Raw genomic sequence first — 14,951 nt, 5'->3', positions numbered from 1 at the left:
TTCTAAATAAGGAAAATTCAATGACAATGTCGCGTCTACCGCTCGCGGTTGCTCCGCTCATATTGCTTCAAGCCTGTTCGTCTTTCAACTCAGAGTCGCCGCAAAGCACGCCTCAAGTGACTTCTGCTGAGCTATCACGTCCAGAAACGATCACACCGCAAACCTATGTGATGCGTGGACAGGCCGTCATTGGTCACGAGACGCGTACTATTCAACCATGTGGCAGCCAGCACCAATATTGGCTCCAACTGCCAAAAGAGGTTCAATCAGAAGCTGAAAAGCTGACTCGCAAGCCTTATCAACCAGTCTATGCGGAAGTCATTGGCTACCTTGAGCCACCAAGCCATCGTGGATTTGATTCCGATTACACCGGTCGCTTTGTGGTGAAACAGGTCAACATGCTCACCGCAGAAAACCCAAAGCGTTGCGATCAGCCGCTTAGACCTACACAGGTGCTGGGCAACGAGCCTTTCTGGTCACTAAAATTCGACACCAGCAAACAAGCAAGCTTCGCGATGATGGGGGAAGACAAGCAGTCGCTGAAGCTTAAAGATCGTAAGGTTACCCAAACGACCCGCCGCTATGAGTTTGACGATGCAAATCTACAGATGAGCAGTAAGCTGTGTAACGACACCATGAGCGACACTATTTATGGTTGGACAGGCGTCATCACCATGGGTGACCAAACTCGACAAGGCTGCGCCACGCTGTCCAACTCAGATACTACGCTAAACTGGGCCGGCAGCTATGTTGCACAGTCCACTGAAACGGCTGGCTTCACTGTCTCAATGACATTGCTTCCTGATCATACCGCCATCACTCGCTATGAGTATCCAGATGACTCACCAGCCACCGAAGAGCGCGGTTTTTGGCAGCAACTGAATAATAAGCAAGTACAAGTCATCATGACGCGCCACCAGCAGCAATACTTAGTGTCGCAGCGAATCTTTACGTTAGACGGCAACAAGCTCATTGCTAAGCAAGAAAAGGTGGGAGATATCCTATACCCGATCGCCAATGGCGGCTTAGTATTATTTAAAGGCGAATAGATCCCAACTATGAAGCCAATGTGTACAACTTGTGGTTTTATCCACAATTGCTATTGTAAGGCGATCCCGACGATCGCCTTTGATCTTTGTTTTACCCTACTTACTCACCCTAACGAGTTTTCTCGAGCAACCAATACTGGAAAGCTGATCGATAGGTTGTTTGCGAGCAGCAAGGTCACAGAATGGCAACGTAAGCAGCCGTGTGAGCGCTGCTTGCCCGAAACCAGTCCTAACCTGCCCGTACTAGTATTTCCAAGTGAAGACAGCGTGCCTCTGGATGTATGGCAGGCGCAGCAGCAAAGACAAACAAGCAACTTCATCGTGCTGGATGGCACTTGGCAGGAAGCGAAAAAGATGCTCAATCGCAGCGCGTGGCTGCAATCGCTACCCAAAGTGCATCTGGATACGGATCAGCTGTCGAGATATGCATTGCGAAGAAACCAGCAAGCCGGAAATTTGTGTACCTTTGAGGTGTGTACAGAGATCACTCGACAAGTGGCGAGCGAGCATGACGCTAACGCCATGCTCACATTCTTTGACGAGTATATGCTGCGCTTTAAAGCAGAACGCAGCGGACACGCTTTGACGCGATAGTGCTTAGCGCGTTAGCTCAAGCAACTGCTCAATGCGGCTTATCTCAACGTCTGGCAGAAGCTTCATTCGAGGAATATCACGAGGCTCAACACCTTTATCGTTAAACCAGCAAGCACTAAAACCGTTGCGTTTAGCCCCTGCCACATCCGTCACCACATGATCGCCCACATGCAAGATCTGCTGGCGCGGCAAGGCCAGGAAATCGGCCGCTTTGTCGAACATATCCGCATAAGGCTTGGCCCGGCCATCAGGGCCTGCCTTTAGTACCAAGGAAAAGTAGCGCCCCAAGCCGATTTTATCGACATCCACATTACCATTAGTGATAGCCACCAGTGGCATCTTCTCACTCAAGGTCGTCAAAAACTGATGTGTTTCATGTGGAACATCGAAATCGCTGCGCCATTCCAACACATGATCTATTAGCGTTTTTGCAGCCTCGGTCGCTTTGGGATCATCGTAACCCAAATGCCCCAGCCCCTGTTTTATCTGCTGATAACGCCACTCGGTGACATCGTGTTTCAACATCGGATCTTGCTTAGCCAACTGAAATTTGAACGCTTGCCACTGTGCTTTGTCCCACTGCTGACTGATCGGGTGGTTTTGCTGCAACCACTGAGCCGCTTTTTGCTCGACCTCACGAATGATCGGCCAATTGTCATAAAGGGTGTCATCAAGGTCAAAGGTCATCGCCTTGATGGTCTCTAGGCTACGATAAAAGCGCATTAGGAATCCTCTTGTTGCTTAGGCTTACCTTTCTTATGGGCTCTAGGGTGAGCTTGATCATACGCTTGGGCAAGATGTTGGAAATCAAGGTGGGTATAGATCTGCGTGGTTGAGATATTCTCATGGCCCAGCAGCTCTTGTACCGCACGCAGGTTATTGCTCGACTCAAGCATGTGAGTCGCAAACGAGTGACGCAGTTTGTGCGGGCTAACATGACTTGCCAAGGACTGCTTTTGTCCCCACTCCGCCATACGCTTTTGTACACTGCGATGGGAAATACGCGTACCCAGTTTGGAGACGAACAATGCTGGCTCGCCCGGTTTAGCTAACTCACCACGCACCTTAAGCCACTTTTTCGCCCATTCCGTCGCATACCCAGAGAAAGGCACCTTACGCTCTTTGTTGCCTTTACCGATAACGCGAATTTCGCCACTCGACAAATTGAGGTGCTTAACATCAATCCCCACCATTTCCGCCAAACGCAGCCCTGCGCCATACATCATTTCCATCATGGCACGATCGCGAATCGCCAGCGAGTCAGTTTCATCCACTTCCAAAAGCTGGGAAACTTCATCCACATCTAAGTTCTTAGGTAGAGGTCTTTGCTTACGCGGCGCACTGACGCCTTTTGCAGGGTTCGCAGACAGTTCACCACGCAGAATAAGGAAATCGAAGAAGCTGCGCAGCGACGATAGACGCGTAGCGATACTGCTCGCTTTCATCCCTTCACGCATCCCCTTACCAGCTAGCTGCCTTACCCATCCAGCGTCCACTTTCGTCCAAGCATTTACGCCCATCTCATTTAGGTGCTGCCCCATTGTTTCGAGCTGCTGGCGGTAGTTGCGTTGAGTATGCAGGCTGAGCCCTTTCTCGCTACGCAGGTATTCGTAGAACTTATCTAGCGGCTTTTGCAGTCCGCTAGGAAGGTTGGCATTAGGCGTGGTTTGGTCTGACATTGTCTTCCTCTTGCACCTGCCAATCGAGGTGCTCGCATAGATAGGAAACCACCAGCGCGAGGTGGCGCAAAAACAGGGTATCCATATCCGGTTGGAAGTGACCTCCGTCGTCACTTGAAAAGATGAGCAGACCTTGAGCAAACTTACGCTTGAGCGGCAGAACCACATAAGAACCAAGCTCTGGCACTTGGCCATCGATGATCTGCTGCTCAGTAAATAGCATAGTGCGATCTGCTTGACGTAGACGACCTAAGTACGCCTCTTTTCCATTGAGATGATTGGTGATAAAGCGTTTCCAGCTTTCCATCGATAATGGGTCGGCATTGTCATCGCTGTCGATAAGCTTAAGGTAGCCACGCAAGTTCAGGCCGGTTGCGGTGTGTTTAATGGCCGAAACGACGCTTTGCAGATCATGGCACTTCAACAGGTTTTCTTGCAGCGACATAAACTCATAGAAGGTTTTATCATTGCGAGCCGCTAGCGACATCAAGGCGGTGATCTCTTCTTCCAGTGCTTCAATGCGTTCACGCTGTCGTTGCAGCTGAATTCCCACTAAAGACACCGCACCTTGCTGCTGGTGTGGTAAGGAAAGCGACTCTACTAGCGATTCTCTACCCTTAAAAAAATCTGGATGATCAGAAAGATACTCTGCTACCACTTCTGCTGTTAGGTGGCTCGCTTCAAACTCAGACAAAATGATTCCCTTTAGTCCCTGTCATATAAATAAAAAAATGACGGGTCTCGAAAGACCCGCCATTAGTATAATGGGTTATTGGCTAACAAGAAATCTGCCCATCGAAAACGTGAGCCGCTGCTCCTGTCATATACAGCGGATGTCCCGGACCTTTCCAGCTGATCTTCAAATCGCCGCCCGGCAAGTGCACCTCCACCGTTTCATCCAGCAAACCTTGCACTATGCCTACCGCGACCGCACCACACGCGCCGCTACCACACGCTTGGGTTTCACCCGCACCGCGCTCATACACGCGAAGATTCACTTCATCACGGCTAAGCACTTGCATAAAACCCGCGTTAACGCGCTCTGGGAAGCGTTCATGTGATTCTAATAGCGGACCTAAGGTATCCACATCCGCGGTTTGCGTATCGTCAACCACGGTAACGACGTGGGGATTACCCATACTGACGGCACCACAGAATAAGGTATGGTCGCCGGCACGTAGAATATAGGTCTTTTCTTTTTGCTTCGCTTTAAATGGGATCTTGCTTGGCTCGAACTCAGGTTGGCCCATGTTGACCGTCACCAAGTCATTCTCTTCTAACTTGAGCACCATTTTGCCTTTCTTGGTGCTGACACTGATGCTGTATTTGTTGGTGAGCCCTTTCATCTGCACAAAGCGAGCAAAACAGCGCGCGCCATTGCCACACTGCTCTACCTCACTGCCATCCGCGTTGAAAATGCGATAATGGAAATCCGTTTCAGGATCGTAAGGTGCTTCAACAATCAACAGTTGGTCAAAACCAACGCCTGTGTGCCTATCCGCTAAACGGCGGATAAGCTCAGGTGAAAAGAAAACGTTCTGGGTAATACAGTCAACAACCATAAAGTCGTTACCCAAACCGTGCATTTTAGAAAAGTGGAAGTGCATAGTGGTTCTGTTACTCCGGCAAAATGCTTTCTAGTTCCCAAAGACTCTCTAAGGTTTCACGCTTACGTACAAGGTGCGCCGTCTCGCCGTCAACCATCACTTCGGCAACTCGTGGTCGCGTGTTGTAATTAGAAGACATAACAAAACCGTAAGCACCAGCAGAGCGAACGGCCAGTAGATCATTTGGTTCGAGTGCTAAGGCGCGATCTTTACCAATGAAGTCGCCCGTTTCACAGATTGGGCCAACTAAATCGTAAGTCGTGGCTTCGCCTTCACGAGGCTTAACCGGGATGATATCTTGCCACGCTTGATACAGCGCAGGGCGCATAAGGTCGTTCATCGCCGCATCAATGATGGCGAAGTTCTTATGCTCAGTGTGCTTTAGGAACTCAACTTTGGTCAGTAGTACGCCAGCGTTAGCCGCAATCGCACGACCTGGTTCAAAAATCAGTTCAAGCTCAGGATGGTTCTCTAAGCGAGCCAGCAGTGCTTTGGCGTAATCCGATGGCTGTGGTGGCAACTCATCACGATAAACCACACCAAGACCACCACCGACATCTAAGTGGCGAATATCAACGCCGTCGGCACGTAATTGATCGATAAGCGCTAGCAAGCGATCGGTCGCATCAATGAATGGTTCGATATCCGTTAGCTGAGAGCCAATATGACAATCGATACCATGAACCGCTAGGTTAGGTAAGCTACTGGCAAATTTGTAGACGGCTGGCGCGCGATCAAACGCAATACCAAATTTGTTATCACGAAGACCGGTTGAAATGTATGGGTGAGTATTCGCATCGACATCTGGGTTAATACGCAATGAAATGGGTGCCACAACCCCCATCTCACCAGCGACTTGGTTAAGACGCTCTAGCTCAGGTTCCGATTCAACATTGAAGCACTTAATACCAAGCTCAAGCGCACGGCGCATCTCTTGCGCGGTTTTACCAACACCAGAGAACACCACTTTACTTGGATCGCCACCCGCGGCAACCACACGTTCTAGCTCGCCGCCAGAAACAATATCAAAGCCTGAACCTAAACGTGCCAATACATTAAGCACACCGATGTTCGAGTTCGCTTTCACTGCATAACACACCAAGTGTGGATGGTCGCCGACAGATTTATCAAATGCATTCCAGTGACGCTCAAGCGTCGCACGGGAATAAACATAAAGTGGTGTGCCGTATTGCTCGGCAAGTTTGGTAAGTGACGTATTCTCGGCCCAAAGCTGGCCATCGTCCTGATAGTTGAAATAATCCAAATCCTGTATCCCTTTACACTGTGTCGATGGCTATCGTTATTGTGCTTGCTCGTTGGTTGGTGCGTCTTCAGCAGGCATATACAATTCGCCAGTCTGGCCGCATCCCGCTAGTCCTACTATTACCAGCATAAACATTGCTGTAATCGTCTTTTTCATTTTGCATATCGTGATTATTGAATCAATGCCCCCTATAATCGCACCACGAATTAGAAAAGCAATAGGATTACAAAATGAACGACACGGAATTTCACCAACTGGTCGACGCTCAACTACAAAACATCGAAGAAGCTATCGACGAATCGGGTGCCGATATCGATTATGAAGTGACGGGCAACGTCATGACACTAGAATTTGAAGACCGCAGTCAAATCATCATCAACCGCCAAGAACCGATGCATGAGATCTGGCTTGCGTCGAAATCAGGTGGTTTTCACTTCAAACTCATTGAAGAGAAGTGGACATGCTCAAAGACCGGTCTTGAACTGATGGCTATGGTCAAAGAAGAGTGTGGGAAACACGCGGGTGAAGACATCGACTGGGTATAAGCCCAATCGATGCATCAAGCATTCACTGCTTTTGAATTACGAGAGTTGGAAGAGCCGCCGTCGTTACGGTAAGGAATGATATAAGGCTCTCCTTCTTCCGCATGAACCAGCTGGTAGTACTGCGGCAAGTTGAAGTTGATCAACTTGGATGACACCTCACTGTCATTGTTAACGTTTGAGGTGTAGAAACTGTTTACGCTAGCAATCATCTCATCTTTACTGCCGCGCATCTGGTGGTAAACCTCAACCTGGTTTGATTCATCCAACACATAGATGTTGAAGCCGTTGTCAGTGTCTTCGAAGAAGAACTGGATCAAACCTTCGCTGGCAAACCCGTCGACCACTTGAGGCAACTGATACTCGACTTCTTTATCCAGCATGAGTAGCGGTGAGCCTTGCAGTTTGTTAGTCGAAATACTGCGGTAGAAATCCACCGAGTTCTCCAATTTCTGCATCGAAACTCCACGACGTTCAAAGAACAAGCCATACATCTGGTTGGCGACTTTCAGTGCTTTGAAGCGGCGACGCTTTTCCTGGTCAATCGGTTTCAAACGCAGCTCAATACACTCCGCTAGCAATTGATAGACAGTGTTTCTTAACACGCCGCGCAAGTTTTTGCTATAGCAGAACACGTCCACCGACTCTGGCGGGAACGCATCTTGGTGCATTTTTCCGAGCACGGTTTTTAGTGCATCCAGCATTGCCGTTTCACCTTCAAAGTGAAGGGTGCGCACTTCATGCCAAGAGTTACGGTACACCAAATCGACCGAACCAATCAGGCTTTTACCTTCGCTGCCAAAACTTAAGATATCAACATTCTTCAAATCAACTTTAGACGCCTTCGCAGAAAGCTCCCGCGTCGGATCGTTCTCAAAGTTGATGAACATGGCAAGCTGGCTTATCTCACATGGACTACCCAATGCTTGCATACTCGGGCGACGCTTGCGCAACGAGAAGGTATTACGCAGATCACTGACCATCTGATAGAACTTATCGATATCAATATGCGCATCACGCACTACCGAGTTCAAACGTGTCGACTCAGTGATAAGGCCATTAAAGAACGCCCAAGCAACAAGCTTACTTAAGTATTCGTTATGCTCGAGTGGTGCTTGACCTAGGATTCGATGCGGGATCAGCGGCTGCTTATATAGATACCAACCCGACTGGTAACTCTTACCTTGCTGAACCTCAATAAACGTTAGATCGGGCTCATGTAAATCAGGTGAGATTTGCGGATTGAGCAGAGTGACTTTGCCCGGCAATACCTCAAACGCGGCATACAGCTTACGAGCAAGAATACTGATGTCTTGCGGACTGATTGCCGAGGTGATGTCATTGCGTCTCGCAAACTGAATCAGGTTACGATAGCTGAGCATCAGTGCATCAAGCAGAGAATTATGCACTTGCATCACCTGCTCAACCTTCCAATTACGGCGGTTGTCGAGCTCTTTGAGCACCTCTTGCGACCAATTCCAATTGGTGGTCATTTGCGTCAAGGCTTCACGGCGCCATGGCATCGAACCGACACCTGGCTCACGAGATAATTTCTCGTGCGTTTTGAGATAGAAACAGCGACGTACCAAATCCAAGCGGGTCTCATCGCCAATACGCTCAAGATAGCGCGTTACTTTCTCAAGCATCAGATAATACGCGTCCATACCATAGAGATCAGGTTCATGGGCAAAGAAGCGACGTTTAGTATCAATGCTTAGTAATTGAGTGTGCGGATATTCCCAAGAATACGCCTCAAGCAAAATAGCTTTAAGTACCGACTTATAAGGGGAGTCGATACTCTTATAGAGTTGCCACAGACTCGAACCAAAGTACTCTTCTGCAGGAATGCGATTCAGACGCCCGAAGTCAATCCACTCATCGCAGTTGATATGGCCTTCATCGCACATTTTGGCGACGTAATCTTCGTAGCACTCTTCCATCTCTGGCGGCACGATTTGCCACAACAGACGCTGGCCGCCTAGACGCACCGCAGAACGATAGAATTCATCCAGTAGCAATAGGTGTTGTGATGAACCACAGTTATCACCGGTCATCTCCTCAGAGATGTTGCTACGGAAACGGTCTTCATCCATTAAAAAGAAGTTCGCTTCCACCCCAAGGCCTTTTGCCCAGTCTGTTATCAGCAAACACTTATTGCTGAGCAGTTCTCTGGATTTAGTCGACATTTGCGGGGAGATACAGACCCAAATATCCAAATCACTTGACGTGCTTTGGCCTATCGATGAGGTACTTCCCATCGTGTACAGACCAAGGATCTCGTTTTGACTTGGCTGCGGCAAAGGTTGACCCAATGCGAGCGCGATATCATCGAGAAATTGCTGCTGGAGTTCGTTGGCTTCAAAACCAAACAAGCCGCTTGGGCTACTGGCTTCGTAAAAACCGGGAATGATCGGGTGGTTGAAGTGAAACAGTGCTGGAATAAGCTGAAATACACGTTGACCTTGCAGATCCATAAGCGCTAGCGCGCGCTCACTACGCTGCTGGTTTAGGGTATCTAACCTTTGTATAAGGGTTTGAGTGTATGCCTGCAAGGGTGATTCCTAGGTTCAATCTAACTGCTATTTTGCATAGGTTTTAAACAAACAAGCGTTCAAAACGTGATCAATGTATCATTTTTATTATAAGCGGTAAAGTGATACTCGGCACTACGACAACTCAACACCCACTGCGGTGACGTTTGGTTCAGCCTTCCAAATCATAGCGGACAATTCTAACAGTAGTTGCCACAACAAATGCGATTAACCTCACACTATTGATAATATCTGTGATCGCTAAAGTTCTCGTTTGAGCCCGGGTTTGGGAAATCGCTAAGCATTTCTTTGAGTCAATGATACGATTGACTCATCAGAACAAACGAGATGCTTACGAGAACACTATGACCCAGACTCAGCCTATTCGAATTGCCACCCGTAAAAGTCCCCTTGCGCTATGGCAAGCTCACTATGTGAAGGACGCTCTGATTGCTGCACACCCAGGACTCGAGGTTGAATTGGTGACGATGGTAACCAAAGGCGACATCATCCTAGACACGCCTCTAGCAAAGGTAGGCGGTAAAGGGCTGTTCGTTAAAGAGCTCGAAATGGCGATGCTGGAAGGTCGTGCCGACCTTGCCGTGCACTCAATGAAAGACGTCCCGGTTGATTTCCCTGAAGGTCTGGGACTTGTGACCATCTGTGAGCGTGAAGATCCACGTGATGCATTTGTCTCTAATACTTATGCGAGCATTAATGACCTACCGCAAGGCGCTATCGTCGGTACGTGTAGCTTGCGCAGGCAGTGTCAACTCAAAGAGCAGCGTCCTGATCTGGTCATCAAAGAACTGCGTGGCAACGTGGGTACCCGCCTAGGGAAGCTCGACAACGGTGAGTACGATGCCATTATTCTTGCCGCTGCTGGCCTTAAACGCCTTGAGCTTGAGTCACGTATTCGTAGCTTTATCGAGCCAGAAGAGTCTTTGCCAGCGGTTGGTCAAGGCGCGGTCGGTATTGAGTGTCGCCTTGATGATGAACGTCTTATCAAATTGCTAGAGCCACTAAACCACACAGAGACCTCTGATCGTGTGCGTTGTGAGCGCGCCATGAACCTGACGCTAGAAGGTGGCTGTCAGGTACCAATTGGCAGTTACTCTCTAATTGATGGCGACAACATTTGGCTGCGCGCCTTAGTCGGAGAGCCCGATGGTAGCAAAATCGTTCGCGGTGAAATCCAAGGTAGCCGTCAAGATGCCGAAGCATTAGGTATACAGCTAGCGAATCAGCTCCTCGCCGATGGCGCTAAAGAAATCCTTGAGAAGCTTTACCAAGATCACGAGTAATGCCTGATGAGAGTACTGGTGACAAGGCCTGAAACCCAAGGTATTGAACTCTGCGCTCTGATTGAAAAGATGGAGGGCTATGCCCTCCATTATCCCCTTATTGATATTCATCTGACTTCCCTCAATTCATCTCAACTCAACGAGCTTCGCTGCGCCGACATTGTTATAGCGGTCAGTCAATACGCCGTACATGGCCTTGCAAAGCCGCTTTCAACACACCCGGACAGCATGCCGAATCACGCTATTTATCTTGGGGTTGGTCAAAAAACCGCACATGAATTGAGCAAACTAGTGCAACAAAACGTACACTATCCCTCGGTTAGCGATAGTGAACACCTGCTCGCCATGCCTGAGCTAGTCGGCGTTGCCGGCAAGCGTGTTGTCATTCTTCGTGGCAATGGCGGGCGTGAGCTCATCTTCGATGAGTTGACGAAACGAGGCGCCCATGTGCATTATTTGCAGCTATATCAGCGCCAATATCGAGCCGTCGAATCTGCCGCGATAGAACAATGGCAACAAGCCCAGATAGATACCATGGTTGTTACAAGTGCGGAACAACTGGATCATTTAGTGGCTGCAATGCCAGAATCACAACAAGCATGGTTGAAACAACAATGGCTATTGGTTCCCAGTGAACGAATCGCCAAGCAAGCGATAGCCCAAGGATTTAATAACGTTACTAATAGCCAAGGTGCATCGAACTCTACTCTATTTGCTGCTCTCCAGCGTCTAAAAACAGGACTTAACAATGACGAACAAAAATAAAGACGAGCAAATCCAGTCTGAAGACAAAAAAGACGTAACTCTAGCCCCAGAGAACACCCAACAAACGAATGAATCGGAGACGAAAGCCGTCGATGACCAAGTCTCACAACCCAAAGCCCCTGAGTTTGAAGAAAAGCAAGGCAAGCGTGGTGTGAAACTCGGCACCGCCGCGATCATTCTTGCCCTACTGCTCGGCGGTGGCATGACCTTTATGATGCAAAAGCAGGCTGGCGACTACGAAGCTCGTATCACACGGCTTGAAGCCCAAATCAAAGCATCACAAAGCTCGCTAAGCTCTGAAATGCAGCAAGTGCAAGCTGACACATTAGAGCAAGCAAAAACCATGACCTACAAAGCGGAAGTGGTATTAGGTCAACAGAAAAAAAGTATTGAGAGCCTGCAACTTGCTGTCGCGGACGTAAAAGGCCGTCGTCCTAATGATTGGCTACTCGCAGAAGCGGACTACTTGGTAAAACTGGCTGGACGTAAACTGTTCTTAGAACACGACGTGGTCAGTGCGACACGCTTGATGGAGAGCGCCGACCAACGCATCGCTGCACTCAATGATCCAAGCCTGGTTTCTCTGCGTCAATCTATGGCAAACGACATCACTAAGCTGCGCACGGTACCTCTGATTGACCGTGATGGTTTAGTGCTTCGCCTGACTTCCCTGCAGCGCGAAGTCGACCAACTGCCACTTGCTAACGCTATCCTGCCTGATGCGCCGGCGGTAGAAAAACGTCAGGTATCGCAGGATATCTACGACTGGCAAGATAACTTGATGACTTCTTTGAAAGATTTCTCAGAGAACTTCATCACCTTCCGCAGCCGTGACGGCAATGTTATCCCACTACTGTCACCAGAACAGCACTTTTACCTGCGTGAGAACATCAAGTCGAAAATTGAGACGGCAATACGAGCTGTGTACGAAGAGCAAGGTGAGATCTACAAGATGTCACTGGAGACCGCAGATCAATGGTCAGAATCCTTCTTCGATATGGATAATAACAGCGTTAAAGAGTTTAATGCTGCACTGGGTAAGCTGAGTCAGCAAAACATCCAAGTGAACTACCCTGTGAAACTTGAAACACAAGCGCAGCTGTCTGATGTGATTAGCGAACGCCTGCGCCGTGAAGTGACAACCATTATCACGGAGGAGAAATAATGATTCGATTAATCTTCCTCTTCGTTGTACTGGGCGCAGGGCTGTTTGTCGGCACCCAGTTCACTGGTCAACAAGGCTATGTGCTGATATCGATTGCCGATAAGACCATTGAAATGAGTGTCACGACACTGGTTGTCTTTGTGATTGCCGCGCTTGCCGTGCTGTTTCTGCTGGAGTACATCATCAAGAAGATCCTCTACACCAGTGTGACCACATTCAACTACTTCAGCGTGCGTAAAATGCGCCGCTCTCGCCGCTACACTAACGAAGGTATTGTTAAGCTGCTAGAAGGTGACTGGAAACTCGCTGAAAAGAAAGTGACTCGCTGGGCAAATTACCATGATATGCCTTTGCTGTGTTATCTCGTGGCCTCTGAAGCCGCGCTAGGTCAAGGCGACAAAGCGAAACGCGACCACTATCTTGAGTTGGCTTCTCAGCAAGAAAACTCGGATCTTGCGGTTCAACTGACACGCGCTAAGCAAGCGGTACGTGAAGAAGAGTGGGAACTTGCTGCCTCAACACTTGAGACACTAAAAGCCGATCACCCTAGCAATACGATTGTACTTAGCCTGCTAAAAACCACCTATCGTGAACTTGGCGAGTGGCAAGCACTTATTGATCTACTGCCGAAGCTAAACAAAGCAAAACTTATCGATACTGAAGAGCAGATTGAACTTGAAGAGCGAGCTCAGTGCGGCCTACTTGAAGATATCGCTAGCCAGCAAGGTAGTGAGGGTCTTATCGGTCATTGGAACAAACTGCCACGTAAAACACGTCAAAGCACACACCTTGTGGGCTGCTTTACTAAACAGCTTATCGCTCGCAAGGCGGATGCTGAAGCCTTTACCGTGATTAAAGAGACACTGAAGAAGCAAGGTCACGACGACCTTTATACTCTGCTACCTGAGCTGAACCTAGCGGATGCTCACCCGGTAGTTGTGATGTTAGAAGATGTTGTCAAAAAGCAGCCTGACAACGCTAAAGCTCAGAGTGCTCTCGCTCAGTTCTACTTCCGCGAAGAGAAATGGCCTGAGGCACAGCGCCACTTTGAGTGTGCATTGTCAGTCCGCCCAGACGTTTCAGATTACGCTTACCTCGCTGACACGCTTGAGAAGCAAGACCTCACTAAAGCAGCAGGAGAGGTTTCTCGTAAAGCACTGACCTTGATTGACAGTAAGTAACTCAATCGCTTTCAGTGATAAAAAGCTCCCGCGGGAGCTTTTTTTACAACTGGTTTTTTACGGCTGGCTTTTTACAATTGAAAGTCGTTGAGTGCGTCTAAAGTCAGCTTACTAGTAAAGACATTCACTCGCACATGAACTGGGCTCCAGCCAAGCAAAAAACGTTGATAGTCAGCCCATGCCAGCCCTAGCAGCCTTCGCCACTCATGACACACATCACTTGCATCCACATTAGGCTGATAGCGAGCCAACGCCGCCTCTAAGGCTTCAAAATAAGTTTCAACATTGCTGTCGATAGATAACTGGGGGTCATCGAAATCGAGAACTGTGCAGAGAAATAACGCCACATCTTTTACACCCACACCACCACCAACATATTGAAAATCAACCGCACTGACCTGAGTGCCGATTTCGTTGAAACAAAAGTTAGCCAACTTGGCGTCACCATGCACTAAGGTTTGGTAACAGCAATCGTTGAGTATGTCATCTATACGCTCAGCGGCTGATTTGTATCGACTTGCCGTCATTGCCTGCCATTCATCTGGGCGAGTTGCTAAATGCCAATAGGTACCTTGCTGCCAAAGCCCTGTGGGCTCAGTACCTAACCAAAAAGCATGAAACTGAGCTAACCAACGAAGAACCGTTTCTATCTCTTGGTTTGATGGCGTTCTTACAACCCGAGCATAACCAGCAAGTTTAAGATCTTCCAGTACCAACTCATAATGTGAATCATGACTATCAGCGGCTAAGCAACATGGCGCCCAACCGATAGGCATTCGAGCAACATAGTTCCGGTACCAGTGAAACTCCACTTGATAAGACTTGAGCTTTCTTTGATTTGAAAGCTCGGTATTCCAACCTTTTGGGTGATGCTTAGGTGCAACCCTAGGGAGGTCAATGGCCTTAATGATTAAGCTAGGAAACTCAGGGCTATCGGTATGAATACGAAACAGCTCGCCATAACCGCTCCAGAGGCTCTGTATTGGATCTTTCGAAACCACATGATGTTTGTCACCAAGCAGTGTTTTCAGTGACTCTGCTGGCTCGTAAGAACAAGAACTCAAGGTTTAGCTACCTTTAGTGATTGAGAGTAAGGTTAACTTTGACAGACAAAGGCAGTAAACGGAAGGGCAACAGAGATCAATAACGGTTAGGTTGGCTTTTTATAGAAGCTCAGATATGAAAAAAGCCCGCTGATTCCTCAGCGGGCTTTCCAATGTGGCGGAGAGATAGGGATTTGAACCCTAGAACCGCTATTAACGGTTGCCGG

General features: G+C 48.6%; 15 protein-coding genes. 7 read left to right on the top strand and 8 right to left on the bottom strand.

Annotated features, from left to right (window positions below; all coding sequences use genetic code 11):
• Positions 1-20: 20 nt before the first annotated feature.
• Together ACJB0T_RS18690 and ACJB0T_RS18685 are read left to right on the top strand one after the other, a co-directional pair.
• Positions 21-1,049, top strand: a complete 1,029-nt coding sequence (locus ACJB0T_RS18690) for a COG3650 family protein (RefSeq protein ID WP_479291995.1) — start codon at positions 21-23, stop codon at positions 1,047-1,049.
• Between the two features lie 9 nt (positions 1,050-1,058).
• The gene (locus tag ACJB0T_RS18685) at positions 1,059-1,643 is read left to right on the top strand and encodes a tRNA-uridine aminocarboxypropyltransferase (protein ID WP_479291997.1); all 585 of its coding nucleotides are present in this window, start codon (positions 1,059-1,061) and stop codon (positions 1,641-1,643) included.
• Between the two features lie 3 nt (positions 1,644-1,646).
• Here the strand turns inward: ACJB0T_RS18685 and yigB are convergent, their stop codons facing one another.
• The 6 genes from yigB to lptM form a co-directional block, all read right to left on the bottom strand.
• Entirely contained in the window at positions 1,647-2,366 is a 720-nt protein-coding gene (yigB, locus tag ACJB0T_RS18680) for a 5-amino-6-(5-phospho-D-ribitylamino)uracil phosphatase YigB (protein ID WP_479291999.1), read from the bottom strand.
• Complete coding sequence (xerC, locus tag ACJB0T_RS18675) at positions 2,366-3,322, bottom strand: tyrosine recombinase XerC (protein WP_479292001.1); 957 nt, start codon at positions 3,320-3,322, stop codon at positions 2,366-2,368. The genes yigB and xerC overlap by 1 nt, the downstream gene beginning before the upstream one ends.
• Positions 3,300-4,016, bottom strand: a complete 717-nt coding sequence (locus tag ACJB0T_RS18670) for a DUF484 family protein (protein WP_479292003.1) — start codon at positions 4,014-4,016, stop codon at positions 3,300-3,302. Before ACJB0T_RS18670 ends, xerC begins: the two co-directional genes overlap by 23 nt.
• Before the next feature lie 82 nt (positions 4,017-4,098).
• Entirely contained in the window at positions 4,099-4,929 is an 831-nt protein-coding gene (gene dapF, locus ACJB0T_RS18665; RefSeq protein ID WP_042502913.1) for a diaminopimelate epimerase, read from the bottom strand.
• Between the two features lie 10 nt (positions 4,930-4,939).
• Positions 4,940-6,193 (bottom strand): diaminopimelate decarboxylase, encoded by a 1,254-nt coding sequence (gene lysA, locus ACJB0T_RS18660; protein WP_479292005.1) that lies wholly within the window; start codon positions 6,191-6,193, stop codon positions 4,940-4,942.
• Positions 6,194-6,229: 36 nt separating this feature from the next.
• Entirely contained in the window at positions 6,230-6,349 is a 120-nt protein-coding gene (lptM, locus tag ACJB0T_RS18655) for an LPS translocon maturation chaperone LptM (RefSeq protein ID WP_479292007.1), read from the bottom strand.
• Positions 6,350-6,423: 74 nt separating this feature from the next.
• Between lptM and cyaY the strand changes: the two genes are divergently transcribed.
• Positions 6,424-6,738 carry an iron donor protein CyaY gene (gene cyaY / locus ACJB0T_RS18650; RefSeq protein ID WP_479292009.1) on the top strand — a complete coding sequence of 105 codons (315 nt, stop codon included), beginning with the start codon at positions 6,424-6,426 and terminating at the stop codon, positions 6,736-6,738.
• A 14-nt stretch (positions 6,739-6,752) separates the two neighbouring features.
• Here cyaY and ACJB0T_RS18645 read toward each other — a convergent pair whose 3' ends face one another.
• On the bottom strand, positions 6,753-9,287 hold the full coding sequence (locus ACJB0T_RS18645; protein WP_479292011.1) for a class I adenylate cyclase: 2,535 nt from the start codon (positions 9,285-9,287) through the stop codon (positions 6,753-6,755).
• A 344-nt stretch (positions 9,288-9,631) separates the two neighbouring features.
• On the opposite strand from ACJB0T_RS18645, the gene hemC reads away from it, so the two are divergent.
• From hemC to ACJB0T_RS18625, 4 genes are read left to right on the top strand one after another with little or no spacing between them, the layout of a single operon-like run.
• Complete coding sequence (hemC, locus tag ACJB0T_RS18640; protein WP_479292013.1) at positions 9,632-10,570, top strand: hydroxymethylbilane synthase; 939 nt, start codon at positions 9,632-9,634, stop codon at positions 10,568-10,570.
• Positions 10,571-10,576: 6 nt separating this feature from the next.
• Entirely contained in the window at positions 10,577-11,335 is a 759-nt protein-coding gene (locus ACJB0T_RS18635; RefSeq protein WP_479292015.1) for a uroporphyrinogen-III synthase, read from the top strand.
• Positions 11,319-12,500, top strand: a complete 1,182-nt coding sequence (locus ACJB0T_RS18630; RefSeq protein ID WP_479292017.1) for a uroporphyrinogen-III C-methyltransferase — start codon at positions 11,319-11,321, stop codon at positions 12,498-12,500. The genes ACJB0T_RS18635 and ACJB0T_RS18630 overlap by 17 nt, the downstream gene beginning before the upstream one ends.
• The gene (locus tag ACJB0T_RS18625; RefSeq protein WP_479292019.1) at positions 12,500-13,681 is read left to right on the top strand and encodes a heme biosynthesis protein HemY; all 1,182 of its coding nucleotides are present in this window, start codon (positions 12,500-12,502) and stop codon (positions 13,679-13,681) included. Before ACJB0T_RS18630 ends, ACJB0T_RS18625 begins: the two co-directional genes overlap by 1 nt.
• Before the next feature lie 71 nt (positions 13,682-13,752).
• Here the strand turns inward: ACJB0T_RS18625 and ACJB0T_RS18620 are convergent, their stop codons facing one another.
• Positions 13,753-14,745, bottom strand: a complete 993-nt coding sequence (locus tag ACJB0T_RS18620) for a protein kinase family protein (protein WP_479292021.1) — start codon at positions 14,743-14,745, stop codon at positions 13,753-13,755.
• Positions 14,746-14,951 lie beyond the last annotated feature (206 nt).

Source organism: Vibrio sp. CB1-5 (genome assembly GCF_059412285.1).
Note: the sequence above shows the minus strand (reverse complement) of the source record. Positions and strands in the feature narration are given on the sequence as shown.